Consider the following 15,261-nt stretch of genomic DNA (forward strand, 5'->3'; position numbering starts at 1 on the left):
TCTTCGGAGTAAACTCTGATGTTTCCGGGTTATATTCATTCGCTAAATCAAATTGTTCATTTTGAAATAATACTTTGACAAAAGTATTGGCTGGAAGGTTTTGATCAACTGTATTTACCGCTCTAAAAGCGGATGCTCTTACAAGGTTTTTCTCCTTATGATTGCAAGAACAATCATCATATTTTTTACTGCACTTATTATTATAGTCACTTCTTTTTTTACAACAATCATGATTTTTCTTTTTGTAACTCTCACAATTCTTACAGTAGTAATAACAAGACATATATAGTGCTCCTTTCTAATCTACTACTGCATAATATGTATGCTAGACTTGGAAAGTTTGGACAGGTTATTGCGATTACAAAAATAAAAATGCTCCACCATAAGGCAGAGCGAAGAGAAAGTATAACTTTTAAAAACAAAGCACTCATGTAATATTCTGGTTAAATCAGTAATACAAATTATCTAGTTTCATCAACTCGGATTTTCAGAAAAAACTCCTCTGTACGATTTTATTATTATTGAATAGACTATATTGTTCAGTGAGATATGCAATATTTCATATTTTATTATTTCAATATTCCTTTATTATCGTTGAGTTGTAAATATTCTCTTAAAAACACTTTAAAATCAATACTTACTCTATAACAAATACTTTTTCATCCTTCAGAATTACCTGTAAGCATTATATTCAAATATCATTATTGTAAATTATTGACCTGTACAAACATAAGGTTTTTGTGTATTCTATGGACAAGGAGTAAGGTAAGAGTTACTCTTTGCCATTTTAGGAAAGGCTCTGTTGGAGACAACAGGGCCTTTTTTCATATTTTTTTATAGTAAAGCATCCAAAATTTATAAACACTTGGCAATAATTTTTGCCAAATTCCTCTCTCATCATTCTTATCGTCACCTTTCATTTTGGAAAAATAATATCCCCACTTAAGAATCCTTGCGCTGCATATAACTCATGAGGTTGTAACATTCTCATTCCAATATCTAAAATTTTATAATTGTTCCCTAGATACGAATCATTCCTTATAAGGGCGCTCTGTACTTGCGCTCTTATATAAATACTTAAATTTATTCCCCCGCATATTTTTATAAATTGTATACAGTTCCATATGGAATTGTTGAAACAGAAATTCCGTATGGTGTAATATGATGCATTGGGTAATAATACTCCATAGATGGATAGTACGGTTGTATGCCTTGCTGTATTTGTTGCATTTGCTGCTGTGCTTGTAACGCTTGTTGAACAGCTTGAATTGTACTTTGTGCTCCGCTATACGTAATACCCGCCGTACCATACGAACGCATTCTATCTCGGGTATCAAAATATGAATAAAACATTATTATTCAACTCACTTCCATATAAGTTATTACAAAGTATGTTATGATTCTTAATTTCAGTGAGTGTTAAAAACTAGTTCACTAGCTTTTATTCAAATAGCGTTTTTGTTCACCTTCCTTCTTTTGACCCTCACTCTTTCCCGAAATATTCCGGCGATTTTTCGCATTCAAGGCCAATCTTTTCACCGACAATCAATCGGTCTACATTTGCAATCATCCACTAGTATTCAGGATGCTGCCAGATTGCATTTCTGCGTTGTACCTTTAAATCCGTACGCTTGGAAAATTCTTTTGCAACTACCTCTTCCAAAACGTTTCCGAAATATGCCGATTCACTTTGTACATCTTCCTTTTCAATCGCTTGTGTTTTTTCAAAGAATACTTGAACTGCTGATTTTCATTTATTTAAACCTGCGATTGCAGAAACATCTGAGCCACCAATAGCTTGCAACCACTGAGTGTGGTCCATGTTTAGTGTGTTAACCAATACTTTCGCTTGCATGTTCTATTCACTCACCTTCCGTGATATGCTGGTACCAACATATATTTTTTATAAGGACTCATTGCCGTGAGTCCTTTTTTATTGCCTCAAATACTTTTGTAACAATTCCAACGCTTCATTAATGCCCACATTCACACCCTCAGGTTCCGCCCCTTCTGGATATTCTTGTAAAATCATTACCGCTCGACTTATGGCATCTTGTAACTTTTCGGCATCGATAGACGTTGTCATGATACCTTCTTGCTCCTGTGGATCAGCTTTACCATAGCCATTGTGCATGGACATCGGGTTTTCTAGCATCTAGCTCACATCCTTAAAAAATGCAGGATTTTCCTTTCCATTATCGAATTAGTAATGTTTGAAAAGGGGGTGTAATATGGCAGAAATTAAAGTAGGACTTACACAATTTCTAGACTTCACACTGAAAAGTAGTGCAGCTAAAACAAACTTTGTAAAAAATCTAAAATCTCAACCGGAATACCAACCAGCTTTTGATTACTGGAAACAATTACGAGACACTGTTATTAAATTTCATCAAAACGAACTACCTTTTGAATGTTTCGAAACATTAGTGCAAACGGTTGATCAGAAGAAAAAGAAAAACTACATTGATGTCATAAAACAGTACAAAAAATTTATTAAAAACAAAGACGTCTCTTGGTTCGATCCAGGTAAATCACATTGGATATCAGATGATTTAATCGTCCGCTCATCACCTGAACTCGGTTTGCTCATTAATGATGAGCCGCATCTTATCAAACTGTTTTTCAAAGGAAAAAAAGAGCGAATTGATAAATACAACATCAACTCAACGCTGACATTATTAAACGAATCGACATTTTCAAATGAACATAACGATGTGAATTATACGGTTCTTAACATCCAAAAGAACAGAATGTATACGAATAACTCTATTAATAATGATCATTTAATAGCGCTTGAATCAGAAGCTAACCAGCTTTGTTATATATGGGATAAGATGTAAAGAGTACTATTCATCTCTTTCAATGCCTTTTCCATGCATAATTTGGGCACAATTTTCACATATCCTATCAGTTTCGTTTAATTGAAGCTCACCTTCTTGTTCCTCACGAACAATGCAGGGTGGGCGTTTTTTCGAAAATAGTTTCTTTAACCATTTCCGCATCCTAACTCACCTCCTCCGAAAGAGTGATATAATGAGCTCTCTCCACTAAATCAGCGTTAACACCCTAGCTTTTTAACCGATGAAGAAGTTCTTCGTTTTTTAGAACATGCAAAAGAAAACCGTTATTATATCGCTTATCTTCTTGCTATTACATGTGGAATGCGTAAAGGTGAAATCTTAGGTCACAATGGAAAGATATTGATTTTGAGAGACGAACGTTATCTGTTAACCGTTCCCTCTCTCACATTACAAAGGGATTCCATGAACTAAAAACCTCTTCAGGAAAGAGATTGCTGATTTTGCCTGACATTACTTTAATGGTACTAAATGACCATCTGCAAAAAATCTCTGAGAAAAAAGAGCGATATGATAAACGCTATAATGACTACGATTTGGTCTGCCGTTTCAGAAGTTTGACACAGCTCCTGAAAAAGCTTATAAAGAAAAGTGGGGTTCCTGATATTCGTTTCCATGATCTAAGGCATACTCATGCAACATTAATGTTGCAACAGGGTATTCACCCGAAGATTGTCAGTGAACGATTAGGACATAAAAGAGTAGGCATCACATTGGACACCTACTCACATGTCGTACCAGGGTTTCAGGAAACTGCGGTGGATCAATTTGCAAACGAATTATTCGGAATGAAAAACTTTTGTTAGAAGTTTTCGTTTCTGGGCAAAAACACCGCCTAAATAACCCAAAATATCACAAGTGAAAAAGGAGCAACAAAACATGAGAGAAATCAAGTCTGACAAAGAATTCAAAGACATCATCGCAAGCGAGGAGCCAGTAGTTGTTAAGTTCTTTACTACATGGTGCCCAGATTGTGTACGTATGGACAATTTTATCGGAGATGTAATGGAAGAGTTCAATAAGTTTGAATGGTATTCTATTAATAAAGATGAGTTCCCAAGTATTGCTGAAGAGTATCAAGTAATGGGCATTCCAAGCCTACTTGTATATCAAAATGGCGAAAAGCTAGGTCACTTACATAGTGCAAACGCAAAAACGGAAGAGCAAGTTACTGAGTTTTTAGAAGCATACTAAGAAACGAAAAACCTCTGAAAAATCATCAGAGGTTTTTTCATTTTCAAATTGTTCTTTGCCTTTGTCTCTTTATGGAAGATGAACATTTTTATGCTTTTCTCCTCTTCTTATTCAAGAATTTTTTATCATTTCTTATATATTACTCACACGGGGAATTACAAAGAGTCATTTTGTAAAAAATATATATGAAAGAAATTATGAGAATCATTATTCTCGTTCTCTTTCCCTTTGCCATAATCATCATTAATTATTTAATAAATTTCCACTTTGTACTTTTCAACATATTTTTCCTTAACGAAACTTTGTTATCCCCTTCTTAAAAAGCTATAAACCGTCAACAATGTTTGTATAGACCCACATGAGTTTCGTTTGATACTCTATGTATAGAAAGAAATTCCTTGTAGAAAGGCGAGTGATTAAAATGGATTCTCTTTCTCATAAAGAAGCTGATAAAGGTGCTATTGTCAGCATTATAGCCTACATATTTTTATCCTCTATGAAAATCATCATCAGTTATATTACCCTCTCTAGCGCATTACGTGCTGACGGTTTGAATAACTTAACGGATATTGGTGCTTCTTTAGCGATATTAATTGGCCTGAAAATTTCTCGTAAGCCTCGTGACCCAGATCATCCATATGGGCATTCGCGTGCAGAACAAATCGCATCACTTGTTGCTTCCTTTATTATGGCAACGGTCGGATTAGAAGTTGTGATTAGTGCAATTCAATCGTTTTTAAATCCGAAACAAGCAGCACCTAATGTACTCGCTGCGTGGGTTGCTTTATTTTCTGCCGTCGTAATGTATTTCGTATATAAATATACGAAAAAGATTGCGATTCAAACAAAGAGTAAGTCGTTAGAAGCCGCTGCAAAAGATAATTTATCAGATGCTCTCGTAAGTATTGGTACAGTAATAGGTATTGTCGGATCACAGTTCAAAATGCCTATTTTAGACCCTATTGCTGCTTTAATTGTCGGTCTTATTATTTGTAAAACCGCGTGGGAAATTTTCGTAGAAGCTTCTCATATGCTAACGGATGGAATTGATCCTGAAAAAATGGATGAATACGCTGATGCTATAGGGCATATTTCAGGTGTTGAACATATTGTAGATATTCGTGCTCGTATGTATGGGAATCAAACGTATGTAGATATTACAATTGAAGTAGATGCTCGAATGGATGTTAGCGAAAGCCATTGTATTACTGACAGTATTGAAGATATGCTTCGAAAGAAATTCGGAATTTACCATGCTCATATTCATGTGGAGCCCATGCAAAAAGAACCTATTATGACATAGGTTCTTTTTTAATGAACGCCTTATGAAATATAACACATAAAACGAGCCAGCTACCGCCCGCTGCCCATCCGGCTAATATGTCAGATGGATAGTGCACGCCAAGATAAATTCGGCTAACTGAAATAGATAATACAACGAAGCTTGCTATAAAAATAATCAGCAACTTTTTATGCAATGAAATACGATCTTCTGTAATTGTGACATATGCAATAAATCCTAAAAAAGCAGTAGCATTCATCGTATGACCGCTCGGAAAACTATATCCAGTTGCTGTAACAAGCTGCGTCACATCAGGTCGTGCTCGTTCGTACCATAGTTTGAGCATACTGTTCAAATAACGTGATCCGTAATAATTAATTGTTAGAAGTAATGCACTTAATATTTTTTTTCTAAGGAGAAAATACATTACAAGTATAATGAGTAACGGGAAATATATTCTTTTTGAACCGATAAAGGACACCCAAGTAAAATAGGTTGTCAAATACTCGTTTCGGAAACTTTGAATAAAGTGTGCGACTACATTATCAAATTTTTCAATACAAGCGGTATGATACGAAAGTGATAGTGCGACAAAACAAATGAGTAGTGTACAACTTAACAAGTATAAATGTCGGTATCGTTTCACATACATAACCTCACTATGCAAAAAAATGGAGCGGTTGTTTTAGTTTTCCTCTCCATTTCTTTTTTATGCATAGTTTATTAAAAAATATTATTGTTAATTTTTTGCTGCATCGTTGGAATATCTTCGCTTGTTACTGTAAAGCGAATAACCTTCTCATCAAGATCTAGCGCTTCCGCGAACAAACCAGCTAATCCACGTGATTTTCTATCTACTTCCATAATAATTTCTAATCGGTCATGGGCACTTGGCAAAATTAATAATTCTAATTCATCTAATTTCCCATAATACTCTCCGGAAACTGGAATAAACTCAAATTCTTGCGCGAATGGAACTTGCTTACGTAATCGATACGGTAATTCTTCGCATTCTATATGACGCGCTTTAAAACCTAATTGATTTACACTATTTAATACACTGTTCAATAGCGCATTCGGCAACACTTGAATATAATCACGGTCACTTGGATCAATACTGCGTTTAATATCAAGGCCTGTATGAACCCAAACCGTTTTCATTCCAAGTGTTAGTGGTACTTCAATTGGCATTAAAAACGAAAATGGAATTTCCACTTTTTCATTTGGCTCTACAGAAAATGGATCTGTTAAACGAACTCGCTCCAAATCATACGTTGACGTTACTTTTTTATCATCCACTTCTCTTACATATGACGTCGACAACGTTAAGTAAATGCTTTCAATTTCTTGGCTAACTGAACCTCCAGTTATATGTACCTTCCCTACTATCTCTTCTCCAACTATATACTCATCTTTTTCAAGAACAGTATCTACTTTTGCACTACCAATACCAACGCTTGCTAAAAACTTTTGAAACATGGAGTCTCCATCCTTTCTAAAGCGTAAGCTACATCTTTTTTCAAATCTTGTACATTTTCATAGTATGGCGCTTTCATTTGTAACATTCGCATCAGCATGTCGAGATTATATTCTTCCAGCACTAACTCTTCATACCAAGGTTTTTCCTTTTTTTCAGTCGATTCATAACCAGCATACAATAAAAATAATACGAAATGACCGAGCGCATAAAAATCGCTACGAAAGTGAACTTCTCGCATCAAAGCTTGTTCACCTTCATAAGTTATAGCTCGCGCATCACCCTCACCTTTCAATTTAGCCAATCCAAAATCAATAATACTAATCTGATTTTCTTTCATTAATATGTTTGGAATACGTAAATCTCGGTGAATGATGCCTTTACTATGAAAATATGAAACAATTCCTAGTACTTCATATAAAATCCCAAAAACTTCACGTTCTTCATATACATGCCCATCTAAGAAAATATAATCTTCGAAATTTTCACCCGGCATATACTCCATCACAAAAAAGTTCTTTTTCTCCCATATGAAATGATCATGTAGACTAGGAATTGACGCATGATTTAATGTTTGTAAAATCACTTTCTCTTGCTCAAATGATTTTCTACCAGACTCATATCTTTGTTTGCTTTGTCTTAATTGTTTTAAGACTTTATATTTATTTATTTGTAAATCATTAACGACATATGTAACCCCATAACTGCCCATCCCAATTACTGATTCAATCTTATAACGCTCTGCAACGATTGTATTTTTTCGCAGTGGTCTATCAAATAAAGCTAGTATACGACGCCATTTCATCAGCTACTTGAAAAGAAGCTTCGGCTTTTACGTTTTCTTTTATAATGCTGATGCCCATAATCAGATGAACGTCGTTTATTATCGCTACTTGAATACGAGCGCCCTCTATGACGATAATCACTACTCGAATACGAACGATTTTTTTCTTTCCTAATATAGAATCAATAATTTTTTTGAACATCCCTTCACCTCTTGTATAAAATTTTCTCTTAATTATACCAACAATTCTTGTCTATATTTGTGACAAGTTTGTAAAGAGTAAAAAACGACGAGTTAAGCCCGCCGTTACTTTCAATCTTCCTCTTCATCAAAAACTTCATCAATCATGCATTTCTCTAATAAATACTCAAATGTAATATCTGCCAGGTCCTCAATTTCTTCTCTTTTTGGAACGTACCCTCTTTCAATTAGTCGCTCATAAAAAAACTCCGCAATCTCTTCCGTGTCAATTACGACTTCAATTTCCTTCATGAGCATCACTCCTTTATTTCTGTTTTATGAAAAAATCTCAAAATTATGTATATGAGATTAGAAAAATAGTTTTTCTTTTTTTATAAGTCATATCATGTAGGCAAAGGGCATACGATGTTAGTACAAGCTATCCAAAGGGGGAAATAATAATGGAATACCAATACGAAGTAGAGCAAACAAAAGAAGAGTTCATGCATGAAGATCAATGGGCAGACTCTCTTATTAAATGGCTTTTTATTTTTTTAACAATTGTAGGCATACCTTATACTGCATATGTTGTTGTTCAATTTATTCTCTCTTTCTAGTTAACTATTTTTTCTCTGTCAATTTAACTAAATAATTTTGAACAACATCCATAACAATTTTATATTCTTCATCTTTAAATGTATCGAATAATAAATGATAATCATTATAAATATCTAATAACCCATCAATAATTTCTTGGCGATTCGTCTTTACACTTACTTTTTTCGAATTGTTAATCGACTTCAATTTTCCTAAATCCAATTTATTCATACCAGCTTTATCTTGTTTCATTTTCTTCAAAATTGCATTTGCCGTTTGTGCATTGGCAAGTAATGTTAAATCTGATTCATCAGCTTCTAACCATTCACCATCAGTAATTCGTGACAATTCATATATAGTATCTTCCCATGCATCATTTTTATATCTCCATACTTCTGTCCGAAAACCAACAATACGAAAAACATCTTTATCATATCCAGTTACTTGCACGAGATCACCAAACGTAAAGTTATAATTTAATTCAATCCACTCTGTGTCGCCCTTTTTCATTTCTTGCTCTGTAACATGCTGCAAAGTTTGCTCAACGTAAAACCCATCGTGATTATTTACTTCGTATACGTAAACTCCATCTAAAATCTTCATATTCGTAATTTTTCCAACGGTTCCATATAGTGTAATCACGACTATGTCCCCTACGTTATATTTAGGTTGTTTTTTCTTTGCCATCTATATCTCTCCTTTTTTAAACGTCGTGATTTTGATAACAGTATATGCAACCTACATAAAAACGCTTATCACAGAAGCTTATATTCATAAATTTTTTCAATAAAAAAGTAGAATTTGTATATAACTCAAAAAAGCTAGTATTTAAACTAGCTTTCACCTTTCATTTATGCTCTAACAGCAAGACGTATTGTAAATAAAAAAACATAATGAATACTTCACTTCTTTCAAAGTAATATATTCATTATGCTTTCATTTTCCTAAACCTTCATATCGTTATCTCTCTTGTATATATAAATCCCATGCGTCATCAAATATAGACATACTTTCTAGCATTCCACTTAACTCTAAGTATGAACTAATTACATCATAGTCTTCAGATTGCTTCGGAAAACTTAAATCATCATACATCGCCTCTGCTAAATCTGATATTTCATTTTTAAATAAAGCTGCACGGTGCTTCATCATATAATGGTAAAATGTCTTTTTCAAAAATATTCCCTACCTTTCTAACTTGGGTACATTATACAAGGCAAAAAAGAAAAAAACCAGCATAAAAGCTGGTTAAAAGTCGAAATAATTCCTTTTTAATAAACGTGGTCTTCCCATCAACTCTTCGTATGTTAGTTGTTTTGGCAAATCTTTCGTATAAATTAAAAACAACTGATCTTCAATTTCTTTTACAGTATGGTCTGCTTGATAGTCCATTCCACATGAGGAACAAGTAATACATGGTGTCTCTTGGATTTCAATGGCTTTCGTACCATCTGGTAATTCCCAATATACAGTATTCAAGCTTTCTTTCGCTTCTGTACTGTCACACCACATACAATTCATACTACGTCACCCTCATTTTTTTTGTCATCATCTAACTTTGCTATTTGTGCTTGATATTTTTTATCTTTTAATTGATCACGCTTATCACGTTTATCTTTTAAAGAAGCATGCGTTTCATTGACTTCATAATCTTTACGGCGATTCATACGTTGTAAATCATCTGGAACAAGATTAAATTTCTTATCACTCATCAATCCTGCAACGCCGATATCAGAACGTTTCTCTTCATAAGTCGGATAAATTTCTTTAAAGTAGCCTTCTGCTCTTCCTGGGATATAGTTTTCTGGTTCTGGATACGTTGTAATAACCCCTTCAAAGTTACGAAGAACAACTTTATCCGCACTTTGTGAAATTAAATAGTTTGGCTGAAGCGCAATTTTTCCGCCTCCGCCCGGTGCATCGACAACGAACGTTGGTACTGCATAACCAGACGTATGTCCACGTAAGCCTTCAATAATTTCAAGACCTTTCGAAACTGGTGCACGGAAATGACCGATACCTTCTGATAAATCACATTGATAAATGTAATATGGACGAACACGAATTTTCACTAAATCATGCATAAGTTTTTTCATAATTGGAACGCTGTCATTAATTCCAGCTAAAATTACAGCTTGGTTTCCAATTGGAACACCTGCATTTGCAAGCATTTCACATGCTAGTTTCGATTCTTCTGTAATCTCAATAGAAGTGTTAAAATGCGTATTTAACCATACTGGATGATATTTTTTAATAATGTTACACAGGTTTTCTGTAATACGCTGCGGGAATACAACTGGTGCTCTCGTTCCGATACGAATAATCTCGACATGCGGGATTGCTCGTAAATTCTTTAATACATATTCTAAAATTTTATCATTAATTAGAAGTCCATCACCGCCAGAAATTAAAACGTCACGTACTTGTGGTGTTTCACTAATATAAGCAATCGCATCATCTAATTGCTTTTTCGGTACGCCCATTCCAATTTGTCCACTAAAACGACGACGTGTACAGTAACGACAATACATAGAACATTGATTCGTTACTAAAAATAGTACGCGGTCTGGATAACGATGAGTTAATCCTGGAACTGGTGAATCTTCATCTTCATGAAGAGGATCTTCTAAATCATATTTTGTTTTATATAACTCTTCCGAAATCGGTACTGATTGCATCCGAATCGGACAGCGTGGGTCATCAGGATTCATTAGCCAAGCATAGTACGGTGTAATGTTTAACGGGATCGTTTTCGTTGAAATTTTAACGCCTTCTTCTTCGTCAGGTGTTAAGTTAATTACTTTCTTTAAATCATCTAAAGTTTTGATCGTATTCGTTAATTGCCAAACCCAATCATTCCATTGTTCTTCTGTAACATCTTTCCATAATTCAATATCCTTCCAGTGACGATTTGGTTTGTATACATCATGTAACATTGCTATTCCCCCTTTTTATACGCTCATCCTTTATATAAGCAATAATTATGCCAACTTCATATTCTTGATAAGTAAATGCGAGAAATACCCTATTATATAAGAGAATAAATATTTTTAAGTGCTGTACTAAAACGATATTTACTATCATATTCATTACTGGTTATATATGTAAACGCTCTTTTATTGGTGCAAACACACAAAAACCGCCGATTATTCGGCGGTTTTGTCGTACTTGCTCAGTTTATATTGAAGCGTTTGACGCGGAATACCTAACATTTTTGCTGCTTGCAAAATATTCCCTTCCGTTTCAATTAACGCTTGATCTATTAATTCCTTTTCCGTTTGATGAAGAGCTTCCCTAAGCGGTAATATACTTTTCTTCTTCGGAAGTTTCTCTTTCCGAAATGTTCGTGGCAAGCAATTTGCTGTTAACGAATTCCCTTCTGTAATAATGACAGCATGTTCAATCGTATGCTTTAACTCACGAACATTTCCAGGCCATTGATAAGCTTGTAATCTTTCTTTCGCTTCCTTATCAATTTGAAGTACACCTTTTTTATAACTTTTATTATATTCTTTCAAAAAGTAAGACGCTAATAACAGTACATCCTCAGTTCTTTCGCGAAGCGGCGGGATATATAATGAAAATACATTTAATCGATAGTATAAATCAGTGCGAATTTTATTTTCTCTTAAACATACTTCTGGAGGCTGATTCATTGCAGTAATAACGCGAACATCTACTTTTCTCGTCTTATTATCACCAATGCGACGAATAACTCCATCTTCTAATACACGTAGCATTTTTGCTTGTAAATCAAGCGGCATTGAATTCAGTTCATCTAAAAATAATGTCCCTCCATCTACAAGTTCAAATAATCCTGCTCGTTCGATTGCCCCTGTATAACTACCTTTTGTCGTGCCAAACAGCAAACTTTCTAATAGCGACTCTGGCAAAGCTGCACAGTTTTGTGCAATAAACGGCTTATTTTTTCGTTTAGAAGCTTCATGAATCGCTTGCACAAATAGCTCTTTCCCCGTTCCAGTTTCACCATATATTAAAACATTCGCATCGGTTGGCGCTACTTTTTGTGCTAACTCTTTCGTCTGTTTAAAGCGGGAATCATCAGTTACAATTGTCTCGAATGCAACATGCTTTTTCACCATTTTTTTGCTAGTCGATCGTTTTATTTTCGATTGTAGATCTACAATCGTATCAGTAAGCTTTTGAATAGTAGAATAATCTTTCGCAATTTCTACAGCACCAGCAATATTTCCATCTATTAAAATAGGTAACGTTGTATTGACCGTACAAACGTCTTCCCCATTTAAATTTTGGTAATGTTGAACTTGGTGTACGATTGGTTTTTTTGTATCTAATACTTTCATCAATGTACTTGTTTCTCTGGATAATGACGGGAATGCTTCTAATAAATGCTTTCCTAGCACATTTTCAATTTTAGATCCATCATGTTTTGCAGCAACTGTATTATAAAATATTGTAATCCCATTTTCATCTACTGCATGTATGGCCTCATCTATACTGCCCAAAATCGCTTCAATGACTTCCTGTGTCGAAACTGCTAGCAATGTCATCCCCCCTTTTGCCGAAAATCCAGCAAATTCAACGCCGAATTTTCGGCACCCTCTGTGCGATTATAAGCATGTCAATTCCGTTCTATTATTTTGATGAAATGTGTATATATTTTTATTGCTTATTTATGGTTAAGTGAAACTTTAATCAGTGGGGCTTTATTATTAACCCGACTCCCACCTAACTTCTTTGCTTTACAGCCGAATTTTGAGGCGGGAGTCTTACTGCTTTCGAATAGCTGGATAAATCTTTCACCCATATATTCATATCTTCCAACTTATCAAAAATGTAGCAATTATTCGCAAGCCTTCCCGTATATGTATAGCCTAATTGATGAAAGGCTGCATTCATACCGAAAGATAGCGAGCGAGCAATTGTATAAGAACAAAAAATAGATTTTTCTTGGAGCTCTTCCTCCAATTTAATTAACAGACTTTTCATGAAACCATGTTTTCGATATTCAGGTAATGTAGCACAATTCGTTAATTCTGCATTACCTTCTTTCACGTTCATTTCAGCAGATGCTGTACTAATAATTTTCCCCTCGAATTCATAAACATAGTAAATTGTATCGTCTTCCTTCATCGTCTGCTTTACATAATTCCCATCATTTAAAGGTGTCGGATAAACTTCAAATACTTTTCCAAAGACAATTGCTAATTCTTCCGCATCCTCTTCTGTCGCTTTTCTTAACACAAATTCCTCTGGGACTATTTTTTCTTTCACTTCTTTTTCTTTTACACCACTTAAAATAGTATCTTCCTCAGTCCAATGAATACTATTTCGTCTTTCATCATTATGATATTTCACGAAGAAGTGCGCATCGTGCCCTTGAAAATAATGAGGTATCGTTGCTTCCAGTAAGAAACCGAAAGAGAGCCATGTTGAAACATGCTCTCCCTTTCCTTTAATAATACATTTAGTGAAAGAATGTTTCTTTGCTAATTCATCGATTGTTTGTATGATGCTTTCAACATTTCCTGTATAGTGATCAACTCTAATACGTTTATTAAAATAATCTAAAACCCCTTCTACTGTATAATGCTTTGTCTGTTCACTAAAAGATTCATAGTATTTCATTTTTTCACCTCACACCAATCTAGTAATGTACATGCAATTATTTTTGCGGCAGCAATCATTTTATCAACTTCTATATATTCGTTTGGGTAGTGTGCTACTTTCGTCTCTCCTGGACCAAATACTATCGTGGGTACGTTAGCGATTTGTGTGAACAAACCTCCATCTGTTCCCCATGGCGAAGCTTCTATAATCGGCTCGTTCCCTTCGATTTCAACAAAGTTATGCCCAAGCGTTGTAATAAGTGGATGATTTTCTTCTAGTTCACCAGGAACCCATCTAGCCCCAAACCATTCTACTTCTACAGGATTTTTTACAAACCAACTATCCACATCTTTTAATTCACCAATCCAGCCCTCAAACTCTTCTTTTGCTGCCTCTATAGTCTCATTCGGCGCAATACCACATCTTCCTTCTAAAATTAATGAATCGGGAACAGAACTTGGCCAGCTTCCCCCTTCAATTTTCCCCACGTTAATTGGAATTGGAATCGGAATCCCCTTAAATAACGGATCTGTAATTCGACCATTTCTCTTCTCTTCTAATTTTCTCAAATGCTCTACAACAAACATACTTTTTTCAATTGCACTTACTCCTTCATAACGTGTACCACCGTGTGCTGCTTTTCCTTTTATATGTAGACGAAACCACATTGATCCTTGTTGTTTCGGAAAAAACTTCATATTCGTCGGCTCAGGAATAATAACGCCATCTGCCTTATATCCTCGTAAAATAGCGGCTAATGTTCCTGCCCCACCGCTCTCTTCTTCTATTACACTTTGAAAATGTATATCACCTTTTAGTTCAATACCAGATTCAATAATCGCTTCCATCGCAAGCATAAGTGAGACATTGCCGCCTTTCATATCTGTTGTTCCACGTCCATATATGCGGTTTCCTATTTTCTCTCCACTATATGGATGATGGTCCCACTGATTTACATCCCCTTCTGGCACGACATCAATATGCCCGTTTAAAATCATAGATTTCCCTTCGCCACTTCCTTTTAAAGTCGCTACAATGTTTGGGCTATCTGTAAAACTTGTACGAGGTGATACGAAATAAGGGTGATCTTTCATTTCATTAAAAGCAGGCTCCCAAATATCAAGATCTAGACCTAACTCACGCAACTTTTCAATAACAATTGCCTGCGCACCACTTTCATCACCAGATACGCTCTTTTCTTGAATTAATCGTGTTAAAAATTTTACACTCTCTTCTTCATGCCCCTCAATATAATCACAAACTTGTTTTTTTAATTGCTCCATATATTACAACTCCC

The 15,261-nt window shown here is 34.9% G+C and carries 18 protein-coding genes and 5 pseudogenes; 5 read left to right on the plus strand and 18 right to left on the minus strand.

Annotated features, from left to right (window positions below; genetic code table 11):
- The 5 genes and pseudogenes from JFT89_RS00065 to JFT89_RS00080 form a co-directional block, all read right to left on the minus strand.
- Nucleotides 1-283: pseudogene (locus tag JFT89_RS00065) on the minus strand (ABC transporter permease); the annotation flags it as partial.
- Nucleotides 284-928: 645 nt separating this feature from the next.
- A pseudogene (locus tag JFT89_RS30865) lies at nt 929-1,021 on the minus strand (DNA cytosine methyltransferase); the annotation flags it as partial.
- An 80-nt stretch (nt 1,022-1,101) separates the two neighbouring features.
- The gene (locus tag JFT89_RS00070) at nt 1,102-1,353 is read right to left on the minus strand and encodes a DUF3947 family protein (RefSeq protein WP_201039329.1); all 252 of its coding nucleotides are present in this window, start codon (nt 1,351-1,353) and stop codon (nt 1,102-1,104) included.
- Nucleotides 1,354-1,486: 133 nt separating this feature from the next.
- Nucleotides 1,487-1,855: pseudogene (locus JFT89_RS30555) on the minus strand (YqaJ viral recombinase family protein); the annotation flags it as partial.
- Nucleotides 1,856-1,933: 78 nt separating this feature from the next.
- Nucleotides 1,934-2,155, minus strand: coding sequence for a hypothetical protein (locus JFT89_RS00080; RefSeq protein ID WP_002136160.1), 222 nt, complete (start codon nt 2,153-2,155; stop codon nt 1,934-1,936).
- A 76-nt stretch (nt 2,156-2,231) separates the two neighbouring features.
- On the opposite strand from JFT89_RS00080, the gene JFT89_RS00085 reads away from it, so the two are divergent.
- Nucleotides 2,232-2,840, plus strand: a complete 609-nt coding sequence (locus tag JFT89_RS00085) for a hypothetical protein (protein WP_016094104.1) — start codon at nt 2,232-2,234, stop codon at nt 2,838-2,840.
- 6 nt (nt 2,841-2,846) lie between these two features.
- Here the strand turns inward: JFT89_RS00085 and JFT89_RS00090 are convergent, their stop codons facing one another.
- Nucleotides 2,847-3,002 carry a hypothetical protein gene (locus JFT89_RS00090; RefSeq protein ID WP_002065248.1) on the minus strand — a complete coding sequence of 52 codons (156 nt, stop codon included), beginning with the start codon at nt 3,000-3,002 and terminating at the stop codon, nt 2,847-2,849.
- Nucleotides 3,003-3,161: 159 nt separating this feature from the next.
- Between JFT89_RS00090 and JFT89_RS00095 the strand changes: the two are divergent.
- The 3 genes and pseudogenes from JFT89_RS00095 to JFT89_RS00105 all read left to right on the plus strand — a co-directional run bounded on the left by JFT89_RS00095 (nt 3,162) and on the right by JFT89_RS00105 (nt 5,355).
- Nucleotides 3,162-3,664: pseudogene (locus tag JFT89_RS00095) on the plus strand (site-specific integrase).
- Between the two features lie 73 nt (nt 3,665-3,737).
- On the plus strand, nt 3,738-4,052 hold the full coding sequence (locus JFT89_RS00100) for a thioredoxin family protein (protein WP_001206934.1): 315 nt from the start codon (nt 3,738-3,740) through the stop codon (nt 4,050-4,052).
- A 421-nt stretch (nt 4,053-4,473) separates the two neighbouring features.
- A complete protein-coding gene (locus JFT89_RS00105) occupies nt 4,474-5,355 on the plus strand; it encodes a cation diffusion facilitator family transporter (RefSeq protein ID WP_016094106.1) in 882 nt (293 codons plus the stop codon).
- On the opposite strand, the gene JFT89_RS00110 is transcribed toward JFT89_RS00105, so the two are convergent.
- The 5 genes and pseudogenes from JFT89_RS00110 to JFT89_RS00130 form a co-directional block, all read right to left on the minus strand.
- Nucleotides 5,345-5,980, minus strand: a complete 636-nt coding sequence (locus JFT89_RS00110; protein WP_016094107.1) for a phosphatase PAP2 family protein — start codon at nt 5,978-5,980, stop codon at nt 5,345-5,347. The genes JFT89_RS00105 and JFT89_RS00110 overlap by 11 nt on opposite strands.
- 77 nt (nt 5,981-6,057) lie before the next feature.
- On the minus strand, nt 6,058-6,813 hold the full coding sequence (locus tag JFT89_RS00115) for a sporulation protein (protein ID WP_016094108.1): 756 nt from the start codon (nt 6,811-6,813) through the stop codon (nt 6,058-6,060).
- Nucleotides 6,795-7,616: a serine/threonine protein kinase gene (locus tag JFT89_RS00120; RefSeq protein ID WP_016094109.1), complete on the minus strand. Its 822-nt coding sequence runs from the start codon at nt 7,614-7,616 to the stop codon at nt 6,795-6,797. Before JFT89_RS00120 ends, JFT89_RS00115 begins: the two co-directional genes overlap by 19 nt.
- Nucleotides 7,616-7,797 (minus strand): annotated as a pseudogene (locus JFT89_RS00125) (hypothetical protein). The gene JFT89_RS00120 and the pseudogene JFT89_RS00125 overlap by 1 nt, the downstream one beginning before the upstream one ends.
- Nucleotides 7,798-7,907: 110 nt before the next feature.
- Nucleotides 7,908-8,087, minus strand: a complete 180-nt coding sequence (locus JFT89_RS00130) for a YozD family protein (protein WP_002012644.1) — start codon at nt 8,085-8,087, stop codon at nt 7,908-7,910.
- Between the two features lie 149 nt (nt 8,088-8,236).
- Between JFT89_RS00130 and JFT89_RS00135 the strand changes: the two genes are divergently transcribed.
- Nucleotides 8,237-8,392: a DUF3930 family protein gene (locus tag JFT89_RS00135; RefSeq protein WP_002065243.1), complete on the plus strand. Its 156-nt coding sequence runs from the start codon at nt 8,237-8,239 to the stop codon at nt 8,390-8,392.
- 4 nt (nt 8,393-8,396) lie between these two features.
- On the opposite strand, the gene JFT89_RS00140 is transcribed toward JFT89_RS00135, so the two are convergent.
- From JFT89_RS00140 to JFT89_RS00170, 7 genes are all read right to left on the minus strand, one after another.
- Entirely contained in the window at nt 8,397-9,059 is a 663-nt protein-coding gene (locus JFT89_RS00140) for a hypothetical protein (protein ID WP_002065242.1), read from the minus strand.
- Between the two features lie 273 nt (nt 9,060-9,332).
- A complete protein-coding gene (locus tag JFT89_RS00145; RefSeq protein ID WP_002085796.1) occupies nt 9,333-9,548 on the minus strand; it encodes a YozE family protein in 216 nt (71 codons plus the stop codon).
- Between the two features lie 72 nt (nt 9,549-9,620).
- Entirely contained in the window at nt 9,621-9,893 is a 273-nt protein-coding gene (locus JFT89_RS00150) for a YokU family protein (RefSeq protein WP_002085797.1), read from the minus strand.
- Nucleotides 9,890-11,308 carry a lysine 2,3-aminomutase gene (gene kamA, locus JFT89_RS00155; RefSeq protein ID WP_002012651.1) on the minus strand — a complete coding sequence of 473 codons (1,419 nt, stop codon included), beginning with the start codon at nt 11,306-11,308 and terminating at the stop codon, nt 9,890-9,892. Before kamA ends, JFT89_RS00150 begins: the two co-directional genes overlap by 4 nt.
- Nucleotides 11,309-11,518: 210 nt before the next feature.
- Nucleotides 11,519-12,904, minus strand: coding sequence for an arginine utilization transcriptional regulator RocR (gene rocR, locus JFT89_RS00160; RefSeq protein WP_002065240.1), 1,386 nt, complete (start codon nt 12,902-12,904; stop codon nt 11,519-11,521).
- A gap of 178 nt (nt 12,905-13,082) precedes the next feature.
- The gene (gene ablB, locus JFT89_RS00165) at nt 13,083-13,982 is read right to left on the minus strand and encodes a putative beta-lysine N-acetyltransferase (RefSeq protein WP_002085802.1); all 900 of its coding nucleotides are present in this window, start codon (nt 13,980-13,982) and stop codon (nt 13,083-13,085) included.
- Nucleotides 13,979-15,247, minus strand: coding sequence for a peptidase (locus JFT89_RS00170; RefSeq protein ID WP_002065237.1), 1,269 nt, complete (start codon nt 15,245-15,247; stop codon nt 13,979-13,981). Before JFT89_RS00170 ends, ablB begins: the two co-directional genes overlap by 4 nt.
- Nucleotides 15,248-15,261: the final 14 nt, after the last annotated feature.

The sequence above is a fragment of the Bacillus sp. TH25 genome (assembly GCF_016650935.1).
Classification (GTDB): Bacteria; Bacillota; Bacilli; order Bacillales; family Bacillaceae_G; genus Bacillus_A; species Bacillus_A mycoides.